Raw genomic sequence first — 26876 nt, 5'->3', positions numbered from 1 at the left:
TGTGTTTGACTGGTCAACTCACCCTGCCATTGCGGCAAAGATTGGTTTTGGTTGAGCCAATCTACACTTGCACCCAAATAAGCTGTGGTTTTTTCCAGACGGACTTCACCTGTAGATGAGTAACTATAGCGTTGAACCACTTCACCTGTAATCAGGTTACGCACCAATTCCAGCTGATTCGATTGATTGTATTTATAGACTAAGCTGATCGCCTTCGCTTGCGCATCTAGACCAATCACTTGGCTGACACGCCCTTGGCTGTCACGTTTAAACTCAATACTTTGTGAGCTTTGACCACCGACCAATACGATATTGTTTTGGCTCACCAACCATTGTTCACCATTGGTGAATGTGACAGACAATACTTTGCCAGTTTGATCTAGTACATAACGCGTACCATTTGGTGCAGTTAAGCTGAAATAGCTTGGTGCCCATGCGAGTCCTGTCGTTTCGTTATATAAGCTTTGCCCTTGTTGAACAAGCGTATCTGTATGTAAATCAAATGCTGTATGTGCGGTTAAACGCCAGCCTTGGTCATTACTAAATTGTGGAGTGAGTTGACGAATACCAGTACTTGCCCCATTTACATATTGGGTCTGTAAATTCAAGCTAAAGCTTAGATATTGCGTTTGTATTGCATGGGCACCTGTCATTGCCTGAGGAATTTGCAGCCAGACTTTTGCTCCAGTTTGCCATGCTGCAACGCCGCCCACACTATTGGTCAACCGTTGATTATGTGTCAACTGAGTATCAAATAATGCACTGCTCCAGTTAGAGAAATCGCCCTGTACACCTGCGGTAATTGAACGAACTAAATCAAGTGTTTGTGACCCAATCTGTAACGTTGCATCCACATGACTGGCTTGATTCAATTGTTTTGCACTGCTGCTAATTTCAATATTGGCATAAAGTTCTTCAACACGACCAACAAGGTCCCACGCTGTCAAACGTAACTGATAAACACCATTCGCAAGTAATGCTGGATTTAAAGCAAAAATATTGAGGTTTTGATTAGTTTGTACTGCTTTAAGTGCAATCTCTTGTAGGCTCTGCCATTGTAATGTCCCAGTGCTGTTACGCGCTATTTCTAGCTTATAGCCCATCAACTGCTGTTCTTTGATAAACGCCATCAGCTCAGTCGTGCTTTCAATCACAATCGGTGCTGTAGTGATTGCAGCACCACTCAGCTGGCCTTGCCATGTTAAAACAGGCGCGACGTTATCCGATGGATCTTTGACTCGGATTGTTTCAGTTCGTTGCTGACTAAATCCATCAATATCAATAGTTGTCGCCCGAATTTCAATCAATCCTGGTTGCTGTCCAGTCAGTTTAATACGACCGGTCGAATCTAAAGTGACTGCCTGCCATTGATCCGTACCTAATGCACTACCACGTACTTCAATCACAGTATTCGCAATGGCACTGAAGCTATCTGCTCGTACCGTTGCTGTCACAATTTGTCCTGCAACAACAGGAATAGCTGGGGTCGTCTCGATATGTAAGTCGGGTTGATATGCTTTCTGCTCTGCAACAACATTGAAGGTTATTGCTTGGCGGACCGTATCATAACCATCTGAAATACGTGCATAGAATACAAATTTTCCAACTTGACCCGCACTTGGTGTCCATGACAAACGCCCTGAAGTCGCATCGTAGTAAGCACCTTGCGGTAACTGTTCAAAACTGACCGTAAGCGCTTGGGTTTGTACTGTACCATCTACATCTGAAACATAGATATTACGTTTGTCGCTTAGGCTATTTTGAGCAGCTTTCAGCACATCTAATTGGAACGCTTGGCCGACCAATAGTGTTCGATTACTGCTCTGAATGGTAGGTGCTTTATTAATATCCAATACACGGACTTGAACCGTTTTAAGTACTGAAAGCTGACCATCGCTCACCATAAAAGTAAGATCAAACGCTTTCTGATCGCTTAAAGCATTATTTACCGTGTCTTGTGCAGGTGTCCATTCAACATAGCCTGTGGTTGCATCGACATAGATGCCCGCTGGTGTATTCGCATCATGTACTAACTGATAACGTAACGCATCATTATCGCCATCTTGGGCCAATAAATTAAATGAAAGGGTTTCACCTTCATATACCAGTTGTAATGGTACGCTGGTAAATACAGGCTGTTGATTCACATTGGCAACTTGGATTTGAATATTACGATTGAGCTGCGCACTCCCATCCGTCACGCGAACACTAAAGTTATATTGACCTAATTGCGTTGTCCCTAAACTGCTTTGTGCAGCAAACATGGATGGCAACCACTTAAATACAAGCTGGCTTTGACCATTCCCTAGTGCTTGCGTTGTAACATTGACCCCTCGAGGTAAGGCACTAAAGGACCAATACAATTGATCTAAGTCTGCATCCTTGACCGTCATCGTCCATGTCAACTGCTGACCTTCTTGGGCCTTCAGAATAATTTGATCAGCTTGCTGTTCTACGCTACCACCTTGTTGTACCTGAACATCAAGCAATTCTGGTGCAAGATTGTTTGCACGTACGACAATACGAATATCCTGTGCTACTACATTCGGTACAGCAACAAAGCCTTCAGGCACGGCATAGCCTAAATCTTTAGGTGGTAAGCCCTGATCAGAAACTTGGACACTTAAATCATATTGGCCAATTTGGCTCGCAGTTGGAGTCCAAACAATTTCAGCATAACCATAAGTGGTACTTTGCAGAAGTTGAGCACCTGCAGGTAGACCCTGCACGATATAATTCAAGGTATCTTGATCTAAATCAATTACTGCGACTGGAATACGAATTTGTTGCCCCACCACAGCGACATTTCGTGTAGGCACACTGAGGCTAGGTGCTTCGCTATAACTTCTTACCGTCACAACAAAACTCTTACGCTCAATCAGAACTTGATTAATATCACCATCACCATTGTCTTTTGCGGTTACGGTAATGGTGTAATCACCACGATGTCCGGCTTGAGGTGCAAAACGAATCACCCCTTTAACATGACTACCAGACTGGACTTGGGTATAGGTTGCAAAGTTTGGTAAGCCTTCAATTTGTAGTTCAATTGGATTACCGTCTTTATCCGTTGCCGAGACAGGAATCTCAATGACAGCACCTTTATCCACAATTACACTTTCAAGTGCACCGATCTCTGGAGTACGGTTTGCATTGAGCACATTAATGCTAAAGGTACGCTCTGTCGACAGTACTTGACCTGTTCCATTGCCATCATCTGTTGCAATGACCTTCACCTTATAAATACCCGCCTGTTGATAGGTCGGATTCCAATAAATTTCCAAGGTTTCAGGATCAAATGTCGCACCTTCAGGTAAACCTGTCACTTGATATGTGACCGAGGCAGGCACATCAGACATCTGAACAGCCTGGCTTTGAGGGTGTGATTTAAACGCGGGTTCAAAGCCAGGGTTATCTGGGTCAAATGCAAAAACACTTAAACGGAGACTTGCCCCCTCCAATACCGTCCATGTCGGGCTAGATTCGAACTGTGGCGCAGCATTGGCATTGTTTACCACCAATGTGAGTGTTTGAGTTACAACAGTACGTACAGGAATGCCCCCATTAGTTGGGGTATAAGTTGCCACTAAACGAATTGGGATCTCATAGTTACCCGCCTGAGCATAACCTGGGGTCCATTCTAACCATCCGGTTTCTTTATTCAGGATAGCGCCACTTGGTAGCCACTCTGCACTATAGCTTAGTTTGATTTCCTGTCCAGAATACTGCATCAGTCCATGAGGTAGATTACCTGCCAGTTGTAAACTAAAACGTTCACCTTCCCGTAATTGCTGTGCTGCCACAGGCAAGAGCACTGGTTTTTCATATCCTTGCTTGACCGTAATATTAAACTGGTAACGACTTTCATGTTTGGCATCTGAAACGACCAACTCAACATTTTCATAATAACCCGCTTGGTCAAACGCAGGTGTCCATGTCAACCTCCCAGTTGCAACGTCGAATTCAGCACCCGCTGGTAAATTACGTACCGCCATGCTCAAACGATCGCTGTCTTCATCCGTAGCTAACAATTGTTGGCTCAGGCTTTGACCTTCTGTTAAAACAATATCTCTGATTGCAGCAATAACAGGGACATGATTTGCCCCATCCACCTGAAGCTTGAGACGTTTAAGCGCAACGCCCCCTCGACTGTCGACAACTTTCAACAAGATCTCACTATCCACTCGATCTTGAGTTGTTGCTGTCCAACGAAGTTGCGCATGTGCTTGATAACCTTGATCAGAAGGTTGTCCCGTTGTGGTTGCATCAATACTGACACCTTGAGGTGCCTCAACAATGCTCCAATAGAACTGATTACCATCTTGATCAATCGCGGTTAAATCTAAAGCCCAGCTTTCATTCACTTTAGCCTTAAGCTTCGTCTCATCAAAGTGAATCACTGGCGGTTGATTATCATAAGGAAGTGCATAAATCTGATGTGCTAAATCAAATTTTAATAAACGTGCAGCATCTTTAGACACGGTTAAGTCTTCTGCTTTCACCACAGAGACCGTAATACCCGTTAAACTTTCACCAGCTTTTAAACTGCCGCCATGGGCTTGTAAATAACCACTAATATCCAATAACCACAATTCACTCTGTAATCCTTGACCTTGTGTTGCCGAAACAATGCCACCATTAAAGTAGTGACCCGGATCAAGCAACAATAATAATGGGCCTTGGATACTATCCTGACCAATATTGGTCAGTTTCACATCATAACTGACCGTACCATTGAGACGATCGGCACGCGTTTTTTCAAATTCAATGTGAACAAATGCGCTGTAATCGGTGACTGTCGTAAATGCTGCGGTATAGACCCCCTCAAGACGAGTCTGTTTCGCACTTTGTAGGTTCGATGAGACCTCAAGTCGCCATTGACCTGCTGCAATATTTGGTAAAGTCAATGTCACGCTGTTGGTTGCTTTATCCCATTGCACTGATTCAGGCAGCAGAACTTGATTGATATTTTTACCAATTCCGACAATACGATAGTTCGCTGGATTCAATACACTCGCAACATCTGTACTATCATTTCCATTGTTGCCCAACCACATCGCCTGATCAAAGCTTAAAGTTGCATGACTCAACGGAAGAGGTAAATATGCTCCATCCTGAATTGAGCTAGCAATCACCGTTGGTGCTTTAATCAGTGCAATCTCGTCAATACGATTGGTTTGTGCCACCAAAATTCGCTGATCATGAGTGATAATAATGGACTCGCCGCGTGAACCACCTTGCGCCAGTTGAATAGCCTGACGTTTGGCTAAGCTGATCATCCAAACAGCAGCATTGTCTTGCTTGAGCAGTGATTTGCTACTACTGGTGAATTGTTGACTGTTATTGGCAGAAGCAAATAATAAGCCTTCAAATGCGGTGTCCTTTTGTCCAAACACCAAACTATCAATTAAACCATTGAGAGTGTATTCAATCTCAGCCCGCCCTTTAGTTTTACCTGTCAGCGGTAGACTAATGATATCGGTCTTACCAATATGAGAAAGAATATTCGAACTTGTCCAACGTACAGCCCATAAGCGGCCATCTGGTGCAAAACTTAAATCAGAGACCAAGGCATTAGAGAAGTGCGTCCATTGCTGTCCTACTGGCGCATGAAGATCAAAAATCTCAATCCCATTTCCAGATGAAACATAGAGTCGATCTGTTTCTGGCTCAACAGCTAAAGCATGGGTTAATGGCTCATTCGCAGGACCTTTAATACGCTCAATAATCTGACCAGTCGAGTAATCCAGTAACCAAAGCTCTTGGCCCGTCAACACCCATAATTGCCCTTTTGAATCGATCGCCATATCCATAATCGGCTGATCAAAGGTATAAAGTGGTTTTTGTTGTGTGCCGCCGTCTGTTGCATAAATAAAGAGTTGATTACGATATTGACCTGCACTCACGAGAATGCGGTGGTCTGGCAGTTCAACCATTGCCATTGCACCGACTTCGCCCTGACTCGCATTAAAACCACTCGCAAAAGCATTGAGACTAAACGGCGATAAAATTGAGTTTAAATCGGTACTTTGATTTTTATCAATTTGACCTGTTAAACCTTTTTGCGCTTCGACAAAAATAGCGTTATTTAAATAACTTCGATCTGGCGTTGCTTGAGGTATTTGTGTTGTTTGTTGCAGAGATTCATTGCTGCCCAATTCTGTCAATAATTGCTGTCTAGAACCATCATCTGGTAAAACTGAGTTGGTTACTTTAGCAACCTCTTGATTTCCTGCAATATCCGTTGCCACTGCCAAGAATTCATATTGAACACCCGCCTTTCCAATAAACAGCAACTCACCTTTTGCTTGCACCAGTTGCTTTTGCCAGATTTTGAAATCACCACCATTTTCAGCAACATAAAGAGTGACATGTTTGATACCACTGCTATCGTCTTGCGCAGACCACTGTACTTGGTAATGAACTTGGTTCGCATCTGTACTTTGCTGTGAAACAACTTGTAGCGTTGTTACAGGGCGTTGATTATCTAAAACATATAATGTGGTTTGGCTATCCACTGGTGGGGTATTATTGAGGTAAATGCGCGCCTTTGTCTCAATCTCTTCATTCGACTTTGCGGTTTCAATCGATTGAATGGTATACCCAACAAAACCTTTACTATTTCCATCTAATTTTAATAAACGGTGTAGATTCTGGGTTGAAAGCTCGCCTGTATTTGGATCAATGGCTTGGATCAACCAAGTAACAACGCGATTTTCTGCATCAATACCTGCACTCACACGCAAGATAAAACCAAGAGTGCCAGTGAAATCAAAATCACTGCTAAAACTGCTCCGATTTTCTGGAACATGAATATTGATATCCCCAATCTTCATATCCGTTAAACGAAGTGTATATGGGTCCAGTTGCTCATCAATTGCTGTCACTAAACGAATTTGATGCAATGATTGTTCAGCTGTATTCTGGAAGCTGATCTTGAATGGTAATGCAGTTTCACTCGGAACATAGCTTTTACCATCGGTATGCGGCATCACGGTTGGGCCTTGTACATGTACAGCATCCGTATTTACAGCCGCCATTTGCTGAAGATATTGCGTTAAGGCAAGTGCCTGCGCCCCAATAGGGTTAAAGTCTTCATCCAACAATCCTAAATGGCGTAAATATTCCAGTTGTGATTTACCACCTGCAAAAATATTAAAATTGATGAAGTGTTTATTATTTTCACTATTTAAAATCAGATCTTCAGGCTTAATATTCTTAGGTACTGGACTTAATACAAAACCACCATCTTCACTTGTACGTGTTTCATAATACTCAATTTGAGCTTTAAGCGCCGCAGGATCACCCGCCCATTTCGAGGTATCACCATACCATTTTTGCATTTGCTCAAAGAATGACAAGACACTTGCTTTGGTTTGATAATTTTCGCCCGCTTTGGCCAACAGAATACCTGTTGCTAAGTTTGCGGTGAGACTAAGAACCTGAACGCTCTCTCGAATCGCGGGTGCCTGATTTTCAGGACGTAATAATCCCCCTTCTTCTAAGGCGGCAAGCCAACCTTGCACCCATTGTGTTTCATCCGCAGCCAATGCTTTCAGACTCACATTGGCAGACGTGTCTTTTAAAATCGCATCACGCATTTTTAATGCATGTTTGATTTGATCCTGAATAAATTCAGCACGTGTAATTGGTGTGGCAGCAGCGGCAATATTAAAGCGGAAATCTAGGGCTAAAAGCTCATTTTTGGTTAAACGCTCTTCTGGATCCAAGAAGCGAGTCGCTAAACCAGCTGCAATTTTATTGAGATCATAGACCCCATTGTTCAGCAAACCTTGTGCTTTCCAATCAGGATGGATCATGTAGAGTTGTTCACGTAACCCTTCAAAATCCATATTGATCCATTCTTTCAGACCCGGATAGGTTTTGATATTGAAAGTAAAGCCAGTGAACCCTGAAGCATTGACGTCAAAAGCATAGCCTGGTGCTAGGTTAATACCTGAGGTATTTAATGTGCCGTCTAAATTCGCCCAAGCAATTTGATTCAGTTTATTTTTATCGGTTGGTGTGGTGCCATATTGTTGGGTATTCGCCTGATCACCAAGGATCGCACCAGAAGGTTGACCACCAACATTTGAACCAAAAATAATGAAAGGCAGATTTAAACCTTCAATTAATGATTCATTATAGCCCATCTCCACCGCACCAATATCCAAACGAACATATGGTGTATCGACGTTGGTGAGACTTTGCAGAGAAACACTATAATTACCCGTTTCACCTGGGGCAATTTGACTCGCGCCACCTAAGCCGATGGTCACATCAGGCTCAATGGCACGCTCTACCAAGTAACGATATGGCTCTACAATTCGATCACCATTCGGATTCGTCACCACAATATCATACAAGCCATGCGGGACTTGACGAAGATCAAATACAGCTCGGATATGTGTAGCATCAAGTACTTGCCAACGCTCTGGTTCTATTTCAAATACACCTGGACGGCTCAGCTTAACTAAAGCACCAGCCGAGAACTGCGCCCCATAAATGTCCATCGTGACCCAGCGATAATCATTCGTCCCGGTTCCACCTTGATCTGGTGTGACTTTCGTAATCGATAAAGGTAGGGTTTCTGCAATAATTTTTGCTGGTGTATTTTTGGCAGAATTGCTTGATTTCACTAGAATATAATAAGTACCCGCTTTCGTCGTTGGTACCAATAATTCTTGGTCAGGTGAATTTGCTAAAGTATAGGCATAATCATATTGCCCCGTACTCGGTACGCCTTCATAACGAATGTATATTTCATTCGAGCCACTAAGTGCACTCGAATCTAAACGTACACGTAAAGTTTCACCTAAACCAACCTCAAGTTTATAGAGATACTGATCACCACTGCTGAGTGTCAAATCTGTATTGGTATTGAGTAATAGTTTAGGTACCGTCACCGTAAATGTTGAGGCTGAAGCAGCTTCATTATTTGCTTCTGCCGGTGCAATATTTAAACCTGTTTCAGTATAAACAATGCTCCCCTCATACACTTCATTATAAATATCGGGACGGACAACAATATACCATTGACCATCTTGAACCGTCGGTAATAGCGCCTCAATGAAACCTGTATATTGTTGCTGCGCTGCCAATCCACCTTGATGAGTGAAACGGCCCAATAAAATATCCTGATTATCCCAAGTATTATTTCGAGATAGATAAACGGCATCAGACCACTGACCATGTGCTTGATAGTCTGCGACATTTTTAACGATATACTCAACGCGAATCTTCTCACCCGTTTTCGTTTGCGCTGGCAATACAATATCGCTGACTTGTAAATCAACAGGGTCAGGTTGAATAATGAGTAATGGCTGTTCAGCAGCAAGAGTGTTATTGAGATCATTTTCAAACTCTAAAACACTGCCTGTTGCTCCATCGCGATAATAAGCAGGATCTGTCACTACAAAGACATAATATGTCCCACTCATCTCAGTTGAAATCTGGGCTTGAATTGAGGCCGAGTACTCAGCATTTGCCGCTAAGCCGCCACTATGATTCACAAAGCCTAAAAGTTTATCTTTATTTAAATCAAGTACTCGGTCAGAAGATAAATAAATCAAGTCTGTCCACGAACCTTGATCTGATGGCGTTTTTCCACCAAGATTTTTTACGATATATGAGATATCGACTTTTTGACCTGAAATCACACTAGTTGGGCTAGTTACAGTACTTACTTGTAAATCTGGTGGACTAACATAGTTAATCGTTAGAGCAATCGATTTTTCGTTATTACCTTCATCCTTAAATTCTAAGACAGCCCCTTGATCATAGAAGGGTATTTTATCAATAACATCTAAACTTTTACGAATACTTGAAGATACAGGTTGATCATAATCTTTAACATAATTAGTATCCGCTTTTATAATAATATTAAAATGACCACCAATTGCTGTTGGCAAGGTAAAGGTCGCTGATTGCGTATAGCTTTGTCCAACTTTTAGGACATCGATTTTCCCCTCGACATTACGAATAAGCGTCTGCTTAATCTTAAATCTGTACTCATATTCACTCCCCCGATCTACAACAGGATAGTCAGACATATCAATCGTCTGATCAATTGATAGATAAATACCATCATACCAACCTGTTACACGAGTATCCCGAGTTCCTTCATTTTTCACTACCCAAGTAACCGTAACCGTTTCACCTGAATTCGGATTGGAGTTTGAAATTTGGATATCCTGAATGACTAAATCTGGCTCGCGGTAAATAATATCTAGAGAAGTCAAAGCTACATTATTTTGTATGAGATTATTTTCAAATACCGCTTTTTGATAAGACTCTAAAGTAGCTTCATTATATTGGCCACTAGTATTATCGGGTAAAAAATATAATCGACCATTGGAGTCCAGCTTAGCGTCACTAAATACATAGATATAATATTGACCATCATAACCAACAGGCACATTGAATTTCCCGGTTGTAGTATAGCTTGCCCCAGCTTTTAAACCCTGTGCGTTGGAGTGAACAACAGAACCTATCACTGTTGCATATTCTGGTCGATATTCAGGATAAGCACTGATGAGGATATAATCAGTCCATAACTGTGTACCTGACCAAACATCTGCCCCTTTATTTTCGACAGTCCAAGAAACATTCACTAACTCACCAGAAAATACTTGCTGATCGACCAGCACGTTGGTTACAGCTAAATCTGATATTGCTGCTGTCACACGTGAAGCGACTGCAGCAATATTGTTTTCTTTAACTTTCTCTTGCTTGACCTTATCGTTTGTGTCTTTCAGTTGCTTACTATTGGTCTGAACAACTAACTGTAAACCTGTCACTGATGGAGCCAATAAAGGAATAACCTGCTCTACAGTGTAAGTTTCGTTGTAACCCAACTTTCTAGTTTGAATAAATTCACCGAGTTTCCAACGAATAGTGGCTTTAGAGAGATCTGCATTATCAGCTAACCAAACTTCATCGGTCCAAGTCCCTTCAAACTCATCGGCACGGTTCTTCACCGTATAGCTAAATTGATAACTTCCCCCAGCAACAGCCTGAACTGGCGCTTGAATATCAACCACAGTAAAGTCTGGTGGTGAGAAACCTAAAATATCAATTGCTCTTGCTTTATAGTTGTTATTATCAACCTGTGTTGGATCATCCAAATTAATATTGGTTGCAAGCGTATCTTCTAAAATAGCATCATAGGTATCACTCCAGACCGTAATATAATACTTACCGGAATATGTCCCTTCAGGTATTGTGACCGTTATTTGCCCTAAATAGTCTTCTCCAACCTCAAGTAACCCGGTATGACGGATATCACCTAATTTTTTATCCCCTTTAGAAGGATCTGGTTGGCGCTTATCAACCGTCAACCAAACGCTATCGATCCAGCTATTGATACTACTTTGATCACCCTGCGTCTTGGCAGAACCTTTATTGCTTACCTTATAATCAACCGTAATTTTACTACCATGACTCGCTTGGTCTGGTGCAATCACATCGCTGGTCACAATATCGGCAAAAGGTGTCGGCTCGACATAGAGCTTTTCTACCCGAATATTATTATTTTCATTCGGATATTCATCGATGCTGTTGCCAGAATCAGATACGACGATAATATAAACATCACCGCGATAACGTAATGGTACGGTAAATTCATCTGTAATGGTGGTGTAGCTTTGAGTTGGGGCTAATGCTGATCCGCTATCATAGCGCCCAATCAACATATCATCAGAACTCAACTTACCATCAAGAGATAAGTAAACAGAGTCCTTCCATTGACTACTGGTGACCAATGGTCCCATATTGCTGACCGTAAATTTGACACTGCCTTTGCCACCAGCAATGATTTTTTCTGGTGCCTCTATCTTCGTAACTCGTAGATCTGGACGAGGATTTAAATCCACCCGTAAGATATCATCAGAAATTAAACGATTATTTAAACGTGCAGCTGCATGTTCATAAATTTGACTGTTCGTGTTTTTACCTAAATCAGCATTGGTCACAACCTCTAAACGCCATGCTCCCTCTAAACGCGAAGGGAGTCCTACTTTTTCTGTTCGAGTATAGGTTTTGCCGATTTCCAAGCCTTGCGTATAACTATAATTTCCTAAATAGATTGGAGATTTACTACCATCTAAAGAAATTAACCGAACACTATCGATCCAGTTGCCTGTCGCATTTTTACCCGATTGGTTACGGACACTCCAACTAAACTCAACTTCCGTCCCCTCATATGCAGTTTCTGGAAGTGTAATATTTTCTACAATCAGATCAGGATATTCTGCCAGTTGGACTTGGGTCGTTAAGCCTAACTTCTGATTATTCTCACCATATATAAACTCAAATACACTATTCCCTGTATTTGTACTCATATTTATATAGTAAGTACCAGACAGTCCATTTGGCAGGGTAATTGCCAAAGAATGTTCATAACTTTGGTTCGCAGCTAAGTAGCCCAAATGTTGAATTGAACCCAGCTCCCAGAGTTGCCCTTTGCCATCAGCCTGGCTGCTTAACCAAATACGGTCAACCCAAGTATCTTTATCTGTAATGCCAATCCCTTGATTGGAAACAGACCATTTTACCGTGGTTGTTGAACCACTGATTAATTGCTGAGTATTGTCAATTGACAAACTATCAACCTGTAAATCAGCGTAAGCCTTTGGCATTACGTCAACGATATGATCAGATTTTGCGGTATTGTTCGCCTCTAAATCATTTTCCCAAACCTGTTTTAAGCTATCTGTTTGAACAAAGATATAACCATGTTTAGTAAAGTTTGGACCAAATCGATATTGAACAGATGAAGTATAACTTGCGTCTTTTTCTAGCGCCCCATCATGGATAACTTTAGCTAAAACAATATCATCTGAATTACCTAGGATATCATCACTAGAATAAATCACCGTGTCTGTCCACGTTGTATTGAGCCCAGCACCAGTGCCAATATTCGATACAGTCCATTCCACTTTCAAGGTTGCAGGATCAGCAATTGTTTGAGTTGGTACACTGATGTTTGTAACAACTAAATCAGCATATTCTGCCTTCGCAATTTCAAGGCTTTGTGAATATTGATTATTATCTTCCGCATTATATTCAGCATTTTTATTACTTGCATCAGTAACAATAATAAGACGCCAATGCCCAGATAAATTCTGTGGGATTTTATAATTCAGTACAGATGAAATAGATGATGAGCTGCCGATTTCGGTATGGAGTACTTCACCAATTTTAATGTCACTACCATCAATTGCATCATCAAGTGATAGGTAAACAATATCCTTCACCTGAGCAGCTTTTGCACTCCCTTGATTGTAGGTTGTCCATGAGATATCAATATTCTGGCCACCTAGCAGAACTCCTGTCGTTTTCAAATTACCAACGACAAGATCAGGGCTCACCATTTCAATTACAGTATTTGCTGTATGGCTAACGGCATCTAACTCACGCACGTAATTATGAACATCAGAAGTCACCTCTAGCTTCCATTGTCCTAAGGCAATATTTGGTACGTTAACCCACACTTCCTGAACAAATTTTTCCCCTTTTGCAATATCACGATTAAAAGAGGTAGGAGAGATTGATAAATTATATATCTGGCTAGGGTTATTGCTATTAATCAATCGAACACGGTCATAGACTAAACCGGTAAAATCTGCTGTTCCCGTATTATTTAAGGTATATGTGAGCTTTACTTGGTTACCTGATTGCCATTGCGATTGAACCAGAAGATCAGAAATTTGAAGATCGGGTAATTTTTCCCCCTCTAAAACAATCGGCTGAGAAACAACAATATTATTTTGCGTATGCTCCGGCTCATAAGCAGCACCATAACTATCTGTTTTAACAAACAAATAATACTGTCCAAGGCTTCGATTTAATGAAAAATCAAGATAGGCCTGATAAGACTCTCCAACCGTCAAAGCACCCGTACGCGTCACAGAACCTAATACCGTTGCACTTGAGTCCAATGTTGGCTTGGTTGAAATATAAACTGTATCGACCCAACGATTAATATCTGTTGTCAAATTACCATTATTAGAGACTTTCCAACTCACACGCCCTAATTCATTACGACCTAATACTGTCGGGAGTTGAACAATTTCAGGACTCAGATCAGCATATGTTTTTATAATATTAAACTGGGCAGAAATGACCTGATTATTTGCTCTGGTATCTGGTTCTTTGATGTTTTGATTAACATCAGTCACTACAGCAATATAGTAACTGCCTTGCAGACGAGGTGGAATTGTAAGCGAGATGTCCTGTTGATAGCTTTCGCCAACAGCCAGATTTTTGACGCGATTATAGTTTGCTAAAATAATATCATCGGCATTCCCAATAATCGCATCCCGGCTTAAAATAATACGATCAACCCATTGACCTTCAGCGGCTTCATCACCACTGTTTGTCACAGTCCATTGAATTTTAGCTGTATTTCCTGCACCCACATTTGTTGGAACAATAACTTGAGAGACCCTAATATCTGCATAGGTTTGCGCTGTAGAACTAAATGTTGCAGCCAAACTATTATTTGCTTCAGCATTACCTAAAGAATTGACTTCGTAGACAATACCCTGCCCAGCAATATTACTATCTGCAGTAACTTCAATAATAAATTGGCCAATACCATCTACACCTTCAGGCATCGTGAAGCTGAAACTACGATTACGTATCTCACCAGCCATGATCGGCAAAGCATCCTGCCCATTAAATGCAACGGCAAAATTTAATATCACTTTACCAGCACTACCATCTGGATTTTTTGCACGGACAGTCAGTCGATCTTGATAATTTGTAGGCGTTGCCACACTTCCTTGGTTAACATCTTGCCATACAACGGTGACAAGATCTCCAGCCTGAATTCTTGATTGCAAAAATCGTAAATTTTTAACCACTAAATCTGGTCCAGCAATCACTTCAATCCGAGCTTCGTTATCATTCTCTAATGAACCATCTTGTTGGCTAAATTCAGGAATCGTATTTAAAGCATCGACTTTAACTTTTATTAAGAACTGTCCAATCGCATAAATATCCGATGGCCAAACAAAATTGAATTGACGCTTGATATCACTATTCTGAGCTAAACTTTGCGCTGACATTAAAATATCTTGGGCTACAACAACTGAGCCAGTCGTAATATTAATAATTTCAATTCTTTCTATCCATGAACCAAATGCAGGAGCCAGGCCAGAGTTTTTAACATCCCAATTTAAGGTAACGGAGTCACCAGACTGCCAATTATGTGCAGGTGTCAATTTAATGTGATCTACCGATAAATTAGGATAATTTCTAAACTCACTACTAAACGATATGACAGCTTGGTTGTTTTTCCGCGATTCAGATGTTTCCTTTTGCTGATTATAGAAGTCAGCTTCAACAATAACTTCAAAATCACCAACACCAAGGCGGCCCTCTGGTAACTTAATAAGTACAGTACGATGAATAGATTGATTAATTAAAAGGGCACCAGAACTCTGTTCAGAATATAAAACTAAGCTCTCAGCGATAATTTCCCCTGTACTTTTATTTTTTATCAAAACTCGATCCGTAAAATCTCCAAAAGAATTATTGTTTCCGATATTTGTTGCAGTCCAGCTTATCTCCAGCTGACTGCCTGATTTGATCATATCACCATCCGTACTACGTACTTTTAGCTCGTTTATCGATAGATCAACTCGTGAAGCATTGTTTTCTAAATCAATGACGACTGGATTAGAGGCTGCATGAACATATACCGCCATACGGAATGGTAGTTCAATATCATCACGATTGAGTTCATCAAATAGAATCGTATACACACCTGAAACGGTGACAACAAACTCTGAGCCCAGATTATTGATATCATTTCTTGAAATGACTTGCTGGCGACCATATGGATCTATCACGATCAACTGGGTGGTATAGTTTTGTTTCCATTGTCCATTGTAATAGTTATAACTTTGTGCAATTAACTCATCAAAATCGATAAATATACGATCTCCAGCATTTGCTGTAATCTGATATGCAGATAGCTCACCTTCAGGTTTAAGACGGTCTTCAACAATTTGTCCACTGCTAAGTTGTTGTGCCTGAGTTAAATCTAAAAGTTTAAAACCATAGACCTGTTGACTAAATGAAGCAGTTTGAACTTTAACCCTATAAGTACCTGCATTTAATGATAATAATCTGCTATTGATCAGATTATTTGAATAATCAGAAAAAACTGTATTCCCCGAACGATCAATAATCGTAAATAAAAGGTTTGAATCTGTCGCAGTTAAGAGATCAAAGAGTATTGTTGATTTTTTATCTATTTTTAGATCATAGATAACTTCTTGGCTGGCTGCATTTAAAATTCCAGATTTTTTATCATTTAAATGTAGCTGAGGAATATTTATTAAATCTATACTATCCACTTGGAAAGAAGCTGAACCAGAGTATTGATTATATTCTGAACTATATCCATTCGATGTATCATCAAAAACAATATAATAATATCCACTATGTTTCAGATTAATCAATGAACCATCTTGTGATGAACTCAAATTATTTTCAGTAACAGCTTGACCAAATTCATTCACAATCCTATAAGGAGGAACAGTACCTGATACTTGTCCTAGACTGTTGAACTGTATGGTTTGACCAGTTTCTGCATAAAACTTGTATACACGATTGGCAATTGCATTTTTTGAATAGTTTAAAGTTACAGATTGACCTTGCTGAATCACTGTCGCCTGAGCAGACAAGTTCATCCATTTAAATTGGAAATTTTCTGCATACGATGCATTATTAACGATGTATTTATATACACCAGCTTTTAAATAATAAGCAACGTTAAAACCAGTCCCAACAACTCTAGATTGCGCATCCAAAACAGAAACACTGTAACTATAAGAAGAATTATAAGTCGACTGGATACGATCTAAATAATATAAACCATCAGACTTTACTTCAAAATAAAATTCCTGAGATGAACCTGTATTGATAATACCAGACCAATTTTCTGTAGAGGTCATACTTTCTGGTATATTAATTTCTTCAGAGAATTGTGTGATTGGACGAATCAATCCTGACTGACGGCTTAAAATAACAGTATTATTTCCTGTATAGGCATCCTTAACATTCTCACCCGTTAACGGGTTATAGCTATTATTTAGATTACCACTTAATCCAATATAATAAACACCTGTTGTAATCGCTGTATAATAATATCCATCTCCACCATACGAAGTAGAATAAACTGCATTACCAGCAGAATCAAAAATTCGTGTTAGGAAGTTACTATTGGTGTATGAGGAGATATTCAAATATTCTCCAGCAACCAACATAATTTGATATAAGTCAACGTCTTTAGTGGCATTAGTACCATCGCCAATAGTAGTCGTAATTTTAAACTGCGTATCCGTTTTAAAACTCAACTCTTTAGCTGTAGCAAACGTATTGCCAACATCCGTGCTTTCAGTCAGATTTCCTTTGCTGCGGTTCAGTGTAATATGCTGTGTACCAGCGGTGCTATTTTTAAGTTCAAGATAATAAATACCTGTTAAAGTTGCATTATACTGTATGGGACCTGCTGCTCCTTTAACGACTTCGTTTCCAGATGAATCTAGCAGACGGATTTGTCCTGCTTGACCCTCAGAAAGTATGGCATTAAAGCTATCTCCCTGATTTAGTATAAATCTGTAGAGATAACGCTGATTGGTCACTGGTTGGAGCTGGTTTATTTCAGTTTGACCATTTTTCAGGAACAATTCTTGAGCAGTATTGAGGGTTTGGCCTACATTGCTATATGCACCTATGTGATCAATACGAGCATCAAATTGTAATGTCGCTGCCTGATCACTGTTGGAGTTTACACTGAGTGTGTAATGTCCAGCTGCAAGATAAATTCTTGCAAGCCCATTCGCAAATGTTAAGTTGTTATGACTAAAAATCTGACTATTATTTTGATTCCGTAAAGCCAGTGTAATACCCATGTCGCTAGAAGCAATGTTCTCTAGAACCAACCACCCCTCGCTTGCCATACTGAAAGTATATTCAGCCCGATCAGCAAGTTTTGACATAGATACATTTGCCGTTTGACCCAATGGTAATACAGATACAGTATTTAACACAGATACAACTTGTACGTTGAAAGCATTAACCGCACTTCCACTTCCACTTGCTCTTCTAATGATCAAATAAGCTTGATCGTTAGGTGCTATAAATGTATTACTGTTATTATAATCATTGCCTGAAATTAAAATCCGCCCATACGCATCTACAATCTGATACCAAAGCCCTGTACTGGTTGTAAAATCTAAACTATATTTTTGGTTTGGCTCTGTATTCAATTCAATGAAGGCCAAATTCTCACCAACTTTTAATTCAGATCTAATATTTTCAACATGATTCACTACTGATGACTTTGCAATATAGTCAACTAACTTAAATGAATAAGTAGGTGTATCAGATCTATTACCACTAAATACAAAACGATAATTCCCTGCCGTTAAATATTGTATAGAATAGTTATTTGTATCAATTACTGTCCCATCTTCACGAATAATACTAAAATTAGTATTTCCTAATACAGCATCTACAATAAAAGCAGTCGCTTTATCCAATTTCAGTGTGTATGTATGCACATCACCTGCTTTGGCAATTTGACTAGAAACCTGATCACCAATCTTAAGCGTTTGTTTAACTTCAATAGGTTTAGTGACTAAGATGGACGTTGCTCTAGCCGAATTGTATGAATACCCCCAAATCAACAAAGTATATTGACCTGATTGTATTAAATTATATTTAATCGAATTATCTTGACTACCAGATTGAGAAGAGGAAATAACTCTTTTTCCAGATGGGTCATATAACTCCCAAAGAACATCATGGTAATTTGAGCCAGTATTTCTTAAATCAATGAGCCAAGTTTCACCTGCTTGTCCATCCAAATTTTGTATATTTGCTTTTTGACCATTCGCTGAATTCACTGTAATTTTTTGATTCAGTTGAAGTTCATTGTTATTTGGCTTTAGTAAATCTAAAAACTGTAGATAGTACCCACTAGCACTTGATGAAGTATTAGAGAGTGTAATTTCATATTCACCAGACTCTAAAGAAAAATAGCCTCCTCCATTTAATGGAGTTTCATAAACATTCCCAGCCCCATCTTTTTTCTTAATTGAAAAAACAATATTCGAATTATTCCCATTAACTTTGTACAAAGATTGATTTTCAACTTTTATCTTATACTTTTGCTGACTATTATAAGTATTTAAAATCCCACTAACAAAATCACTTTCAGCAAGATTTAAATATTTAGCTTTATCTGTCAAAGTAAAACTTATACTTCCACTATAATCTGAATAAGAAGTAGGTCGAATCAAATAATTACCTGTTTGGTTAACTTCAAAACCAACATCATAATTATAATAACTTGGCTCAATTGTTTTTATATAATTACCTTGTAAATCATATATAACAAATCCCCCATGCTGATAATTATTTCTACTCAAATCATAAAGCCGATCTTCACTCAAATAAATTTTCAAAAACTTGTCTGGTATTCCTTGATTATATGAAATCTGTGTCAATATATTTAAATTCAAGTCAATCGATTTGTTCACGGCAACCGTCTTAAAGCTAAATGGGTTGGCACGATCATTTGGTTGACTATCATTCACTACAGTTAAATAGTATGTATCTGCAATGAGAAGGTAATTATTATTATTAAGAATAACTTCTAAGCCTTTACTATTTACTAGCTTATAATTATTACTTGAACTATTTAATGAGAGCTGTTCCAACTTCAGTGTAGTCATCTCATTGATTGTAAAAGTATAGCTTTTCTGCTGCTCAAGTCCCAAAAACTGGTCATTTACAGTTTTATTAAGCTCAATTACCTGTGGTTGTGAGCTTTTCTTCTTAAGCAAACTAAGCTGATATTCAATTTGAGCATTACTAGAATTTTCAATCAATAAAATATATCGATTATTAGAACCTTGTGTAATTAAAGCTTGATATAGCGTTGAAAGGGTTCCATTCGACAGCTTCTTTCCATCCTGACTATAAAGCGTGTAGCGTAAAGCTGATAAATTTTGTCCATTCGTAATGACATGATGTAACCAATATTCAGTATCATTCTGATTGTTTAACGCTAAGTTAAAAAATTGATAACCCCCTTTAGCCGCTAAAGTTACAAGTGCACTTTCATCAGTTACGATAGTGGCAAGTTTTGACTGATTTTGAACGACAAACTCTAAATTTTTTCCAAATATTTTATTTTTGAATTCAAGCTTATACTGACCTGCTCTCAACCAGAATGCTTCTAAAGACTGCCCTGTTAAACTATTTAGCGTTCTCGGACTACCCTCAAAAATAAAACCATCTGAACCTGTTATTTTTATGTACTGATAAGCCAACTGTTTGAAATCAAAGCGGATAAAACCATCTTCTGTAGTTGAAAACTCATATGTTAGCTGGTCACTTATCGCATTCCCAGCAATTGAAACAAATTGGTCTAATTGAATCATTTCAACATCAGCAACTTGTTCTATATGCTCTTCTTTGGTAACTACAAATTCAATATTCTCTTGAACTTCAGAACCAATATTTTTTACTGAAATATAAAAGTAAGGTTGCGTATTTAATAATTTAATAATTTCGTTTTCATTAACATAATCTAGGAAAAGTCGTTCACCATTTTGCGTCCAGAAATTAAACTCAAGACCAAGATTCTCAGAAATTAAGCTTAACCAGAATTGATTATAGCTTTCAGTATAAACTGCAAAGTAGTCCTGATATACACGGAATAACCTAACCTCACCAGCAGCTAATTGGTCAATGACAGTATGCGTATTGGTTAATACATTCACAGCTTGTGCTGCCGGAATAATATTAAATGCAACATGCATCGCTTGTGATGGTCGTAATACGAGTTTATAGGTTCCCGCTGATAAATGGAAAGCTAGCACAGCATTATTACTGTTAAACTCCTCACTACGTGAAAGTACAGACTCTCTATTAGGGAAACCATTTTGTTGGCCAAGACCGATTAAATCCCATTGCAAATTTTCATCGATTGGCAATTCAAAGAAATACGTTCCTGACTTTTCTATATTTAAAATAATATTTTGCCCTTGATAATCATTTAACAAATCAAGTTCATAAGCAGTATTTTCATTTGCATTGACTGACAAATGAATCTGCTTTGGTTGCTTCACAATATTGAATAAAATTTCTGTCTGATTATTATTTTCAATAACTAGCCAATAATTTTTACCAAATTCATTTAATGGAAGCCTCCACATAGCATAGTAATTTTCATAGACAAGCTCTCTACCATATTCATCGAATAATTTAAAAGTAAAATTACTAACTTCGCTACCATTTAGCTCTGGAATATCAATAAAATAATTAAAATCTGGATCAACAAGAAACTCATAAACTTGTGTATGTTCGCTTACTGCTATATTTTGGTTTTCTATAGATATTTTTTTCGGCGCTTCAACATCCGAAATATTAACTGTTAAATTACGGCCACCTCCTAAATCAGTCGGACTACTTTCCATAGCAAAATTTGGCACATAATTGTAATAAAACTGAATAACATAATTACCACTTTCTAATTTATAAAAATCCATATCAGTATATAAAGAGCGGCTTACAGGCAACCAACTTCCATTTACAACTTGATAAATATTAGCAGCATAATTATTTAAACCATTGTAATTCAGGCCATACCAACCAGAATTTTCGACATTAAACTTAAAAGTAAAAAATTGTTGACTATCATGTATATTAAAAACATTATCAACATTTAGACTGATTTTCTTGGTTTTATCTTCAACAATAAAGTTAAAATTTGTGATACTTTCAGTTGAAATATTTGTAATTGTTAAATATATAATCGTTTTTTGTTTTTTAGCATCTCCATAAATTTCAAAAATATTTACAGAATCACCAAAGTAATCAATAAATGAACCATCTTCCATCCACAAACTTACTTTTAAGTCATTATATTGACTCAAATTTCTAAAAAACAATTCATCTGTTTGATCTAGTGTAAGTTTATAGAATATTGTTCCACCCGCAGCCAATGAATCAACAACTGTTTCTTCTTGTTTATTAATTTCACTTTCAATTTTTAAAACTGGTAATATCTTAAATTCATAGCCAATTTCAACCAATTCCGGATTTACAATAATAAGATTATATATACCTTTCTTAAGGTAAACTTGGTTCACTAAATCATTATTTGTAATAAGAGATGCACCGACTATCCCCCAATATAATCTTCCGTCATCCTTAAGATTGGTAATAAAATACATTCCATCCTGTTCAACATTTAAGGATATTTTTTCAAAATTCTCAGTAGTACTACTCACACCTGAAATAACCAGTTCTGATTCTCCAACTGAAGTCGAAGAAACCACTGGGATTTCTGGTAAAGTACTATCAACCTCCTCAAGAAGAATAGAAATTTTTTGCTGCTCACTCCATAAAACCAAAATATAATTTTTATAATCGTAATATCGATTGAATTCAGCAATATTCTCTATTTTTTCACCAAGACCGAGCTGACCATCAAACACTTGAATTCCACTGCTTGTATACAATGTATATTGAATATTCCCCCCCTCTATTAGGCTTAAGTTATAATTCTTAAAATCATCAACACTAAATGTATAAATTTTATATGCATCTGTATTTGAAAAATCAAGCACAACATTACTATTTAATTCTATTTTTTCAATATTTTCATTGGTAATAATAGAAAATTTAAACCAATTTACTTCACCTTCAAATTCAATTTTATTTAACAATCTAGGTTCAGGTTTATTAAATTTAAGAGCATAAGCTCCACGCTCCAACCACAATGTTTTTAAACCAAATCCATCATTATAATTAAAGTATTCAGCATAGCCATCAAATATAGACCTAGATCCTTCACTTAGACTAAAACCCTCAAAGTCACTCGAACTAAATCTAAAAGTAACCCAGCCAGATTCAATTACTTGAAATCCAAAATTAGATTTATCTAAAATATCATCATATTCAAACTGCAAATTCTCATTTAAACTTATAGTTCTATTTTTATTTTTTGTCTCAAAAATTATATTTGTTTTTTCCTCAGAAGAGTTATTATTAACAACCGCATAAACATAATTAAAATCCGAATCCAAGCTAAATATTTCATTCGGATTTAACCCACTATTTATCAAAGCTCCATCTTCACCAAAAATAGTCAAATTCAAATCAGGTGTTTCTTGTTTTAACTTAAAAAGAAAGTCTTTATAAAAATTATCCGAGATTTTAAACCACCCACCACTATTAGCCTTAACACTAGGTATAACTAGCTCGCCATTAAATAAACCAAGCTCTAAAATATCTTTTTTCTGTTTTATTTCAATTTCAATTCTTGCATCACTATTAGATAATCCGTTAAGAATTAATCTATAAACCCCTTTACCTAAATAAAATGATCTAGCTTCATTAAATGCGTTCCCTTCCATTTCAGACAAACGGCTTGGCATAGTAGGATTAGGCACAAACTCATTTCCACCATTACTATCAATAAGCGTCCAATGTCCACCATTAAAAATCGAGGCATTAAAGAAATATAAACCAGCCTCATCAACAACCACTTCAACTTCTTTGTATTGATAAGAATGATCAAACCTATAATTAAAACTATTATCCTCACTTAGATTCAATGTTTTCTTACTTGAATTTAGAATAAAATTTAAATTCAAATCCACTTCGTTATTAGCTTCAATTATTAAAATATAATCATCAATCAATTCTTTTCTAAAAAGATCAACTTTATTTGTCTCCCCACCACCACGAACAATTTCAATCCCATCTAAACTTAATATTTTAAAATTAAAATTCCGAGAACCACCATCAAACTTCAATGAATAATCATAAACATCACTCATATTAAAATGATAAACTTGAAAAGAATTATCTACATTTAGGCTTAGATTTTTTAATACATTTTGATCCAAAAGTGGATATTGATTTATATCATTAATTTTAAAATTAAATGGTGTATTTTCAAGCTTATTATTAAACTCTATAAAGTATTGACCTGAAACAAGCCATTTAGCTTGTATTTTGTCAGTATCACCAGAAAAGCCAGAGAAAATTTCACCTTCTGGCCCAACTACTCTTACTGTTTCATAAATGTTGTTAATAAATTCAAAAGTAACTAGACCATCATGTTCAGCATTAAAGCTATATCTGATGTCTCGTGGAAGTTGCTCAGCTGTCTCTAAGATTCCTTGATTTAAATAAATTGGTTTGACAACAACAATGGGCTGAGTATGCTCTGTTCTTACATATTTAAATTTTATATCATGAAGTGTATCGCTTACACTATTATTTACTATTGATATATAAAGACTACTTTGCTTGTAATCTTGATATAAATTTAGATCATTACTTACATCACTAACAATAAGTTTCCCATATTGATCCCAAATAGAAATTTTTAGACTCGGATTATTTTTATCTACATTAAATAGATACTCATCTAAATACTTTGATTCGATCTTATAGAGAACCGTTTCATTTGGTTCCAATTCATTTATTAGTATTTCTGAGCCCGAGTCCAGATTTAAGACTGTATCTGTTGAAATAAAATCTAAATTAAATTTACCAATAGCATCATAATTTTCAACCGTGAGTTGATATATGCCTTCTGCCAAATAGATTGGTTTTAAAGCTCCTACATTTTCAGCTCCATTAATATTAGATTCTATCGTTTCAATTCCGATACCCTTAAGCGTCCAAGAAAAATCTCCAGAATTCATACCTGCTTTTATAAAATATGTACCCGCTTTTTTGACATTCAAATTAATATCATATTTTTTTAAGATACTGTTAAAATTATATTCTTGCTCAACTGTTCCTAAAACATCAATTTCTTGCTTCACTGTTTTAGTAAGTCCAACACTATATGAATTCGTATTTTTTTTAGTTTCTGGCGTGCTTACCCAGAGAAGATATTCTTGTTCCTTATTTATTCTCTGTTTTATAAGTCCTAACTGAGTGACATTTTCTTCTAATATTAAATTACCTTGATTATCAACCAAATATACTTTTGGTAAAGGCATCGTTTTTTTAAGATCAATATATACGTCTATTACTCCTTTACTCCCTCCTGTCCCAGCACTATTTTCCACCAATGGATTATAATTACGATTACTATATGAACCAAAAGCTAAGTAATAATCTCCTTTCGTGTTAAAAGCATATGTCAATGGAGAATCATCTGTTAATTTTAATAAATTTCCATTTTTATCGAATATCTTTAGATAACCATCTATAGCAGGTCCATTCGGTGTCGAAATACTGATTTGATCACCTGAATTTACGTTTATTTTAAAGAAATCAACATCTGCATAACTTGTATTGTTATTTCCAACTTCAACTCTTAAACTATTATAGGCTTGAAGTTTTATTTCTTTTGCAGTTGCTATCGATCCGCCCGCATCACCAACTTCTTTAATATTATTTAAATATGGTACATATGAAAAAATAATATTGTCTTTTTTATCTTTTAAATTTTCAGCCTCTTCAAAATATAAATAATTATCATTTCCAGAATAACTTACACCTAAATAGTAATATCCAGATTTTTCTGAAACATATTGAAAATTATTTCCATTTGATTTAGCTACTTCAACACCATTTTCATCAAATATTCTTAACAAGGATAAATTGTTTTTTTTCTCAACATTAACAACATCATCTTTCGTTAGATATACTTTATAATACTGCACCCCAGTGTTTGAAAAAAATACCTCCTTTGAGATTACTCCTTCTCTTTTTAATTCAACGTTTTCAACTAAATTATTAAATATCAAGGCTAAGCTATCATTGTCCTTATTTTTTATCTTGATAAATTTCGAACTGTCTATGCCTACGGTTAGATTAGGATTATTTTCATCTATATTCCCTTCTAAAACTGAGCTACCTTTCAACTCAAAAGTAATCTCACCCTGAATATTCGCTAGACTATTAAATACTAAATTATAGCTTCCTGCTTTCAAAAATTTAAGGGCTGCTTCAGCATTTTCAGTTTGTTTATTCGAAAAAACTATCTGTCCAGTATTATCTTCAATCAACCATTCTATATCTGAAATTCCTTGGCTAAGCTGATCATAGGCAATCCATTGATCTTGATTTAAATCAAATGTATATTTTTTAGACTCATACGGTTTATTAAATATAACCTTTTGCTTTTCATTTAGTTTTAAAACATCTATTGAGTCTTTGGTTGAATACAGCGTAAAAGAGCTATTTACATTATTTTTCGAATTATTTCCTTCTACTGATAACCAGTATGTACCCGATTGAGTTGCTTCAAAACCTTTGGATAGATTTGATTTATCAATAATTAGCTTGGCATTTGAATCAAACATACTCCAAGTCACGGCTGATGTTTGACTATCAAAATAAAGACGATCCCCCTGATCAAGTTGTACTTTATATAGTACGGCTTGAGTCGATGGTGTAAGTTTTAGGTCAGTAGCTTCATTCAAGTTCAGGTTAAGCGCAGCACTCTCACCAAAAATCCTAAAAGAATAATTACCAGTCTTATCATCTTCACCATCGACAGTTAATTGATAGGTATCTGGTAAAAGTTCAAGAAATTTATGTGCATCAGCTTCTAAAGAAATTGGTGATAAATTTAACCCTTTCTCTTTAGCTTTTAACGACCAATTAAATTTTTCTCCATTGACCCCATCAAAGAAAAATTTAGTTTTCTCTGTGACAACAAATTCATATTGTTTTTGTTCACCAGGTTTTTCAATATGTCCAGATATTTCATGCACACCAGGCATCAAATCTGCTGACAGTAAAAGCTTTGGTTCAAGTTGCTCAACTGTCCACATTTGCTCTTGTGTATTTGCATTGAACTCTTTATTACTCAT

General features: G+C 37.2%; 1 protein-coding gene (running past one end of the window). It reads right to left on the bottom strand.

Going from position 1 to position 26876, the window contains the following annotated elements; all coding sequences use genetic code 11:
• A protein-coding gene (locus tag MN869_RS06815; RefSeq protein ID WP_243307007.1) for an Ig-like domain-containing protein crosses the window boundary here: on the bottom strand, positions 1 to 26876 show its 5' portion. Its footprint begins 11272 nt before the window's first position; the window shows 26876 of its 38148 coding nt (coding positions 1–26876); the start codon lies at positions 26874 to 26876; the stop codon falls past the left edge of the window.

This window comes from Acinetobacter sp. NIPH1876 (assembly GCF_022808535.1).
In the GTDB taxonomy this organism is placed as follows: Bacteria; Pseudomonadota; Gammaproteobacteria; order Pseudomonadales; family Moraxellaceae; genus Acinetobacter; species Acinetobacter higginsii.
The sequence above is the reverse complement of the archived record's forward strand: the minus strand, read 5'-3'. Positions and strand labels throughout refer to the sequence as shown.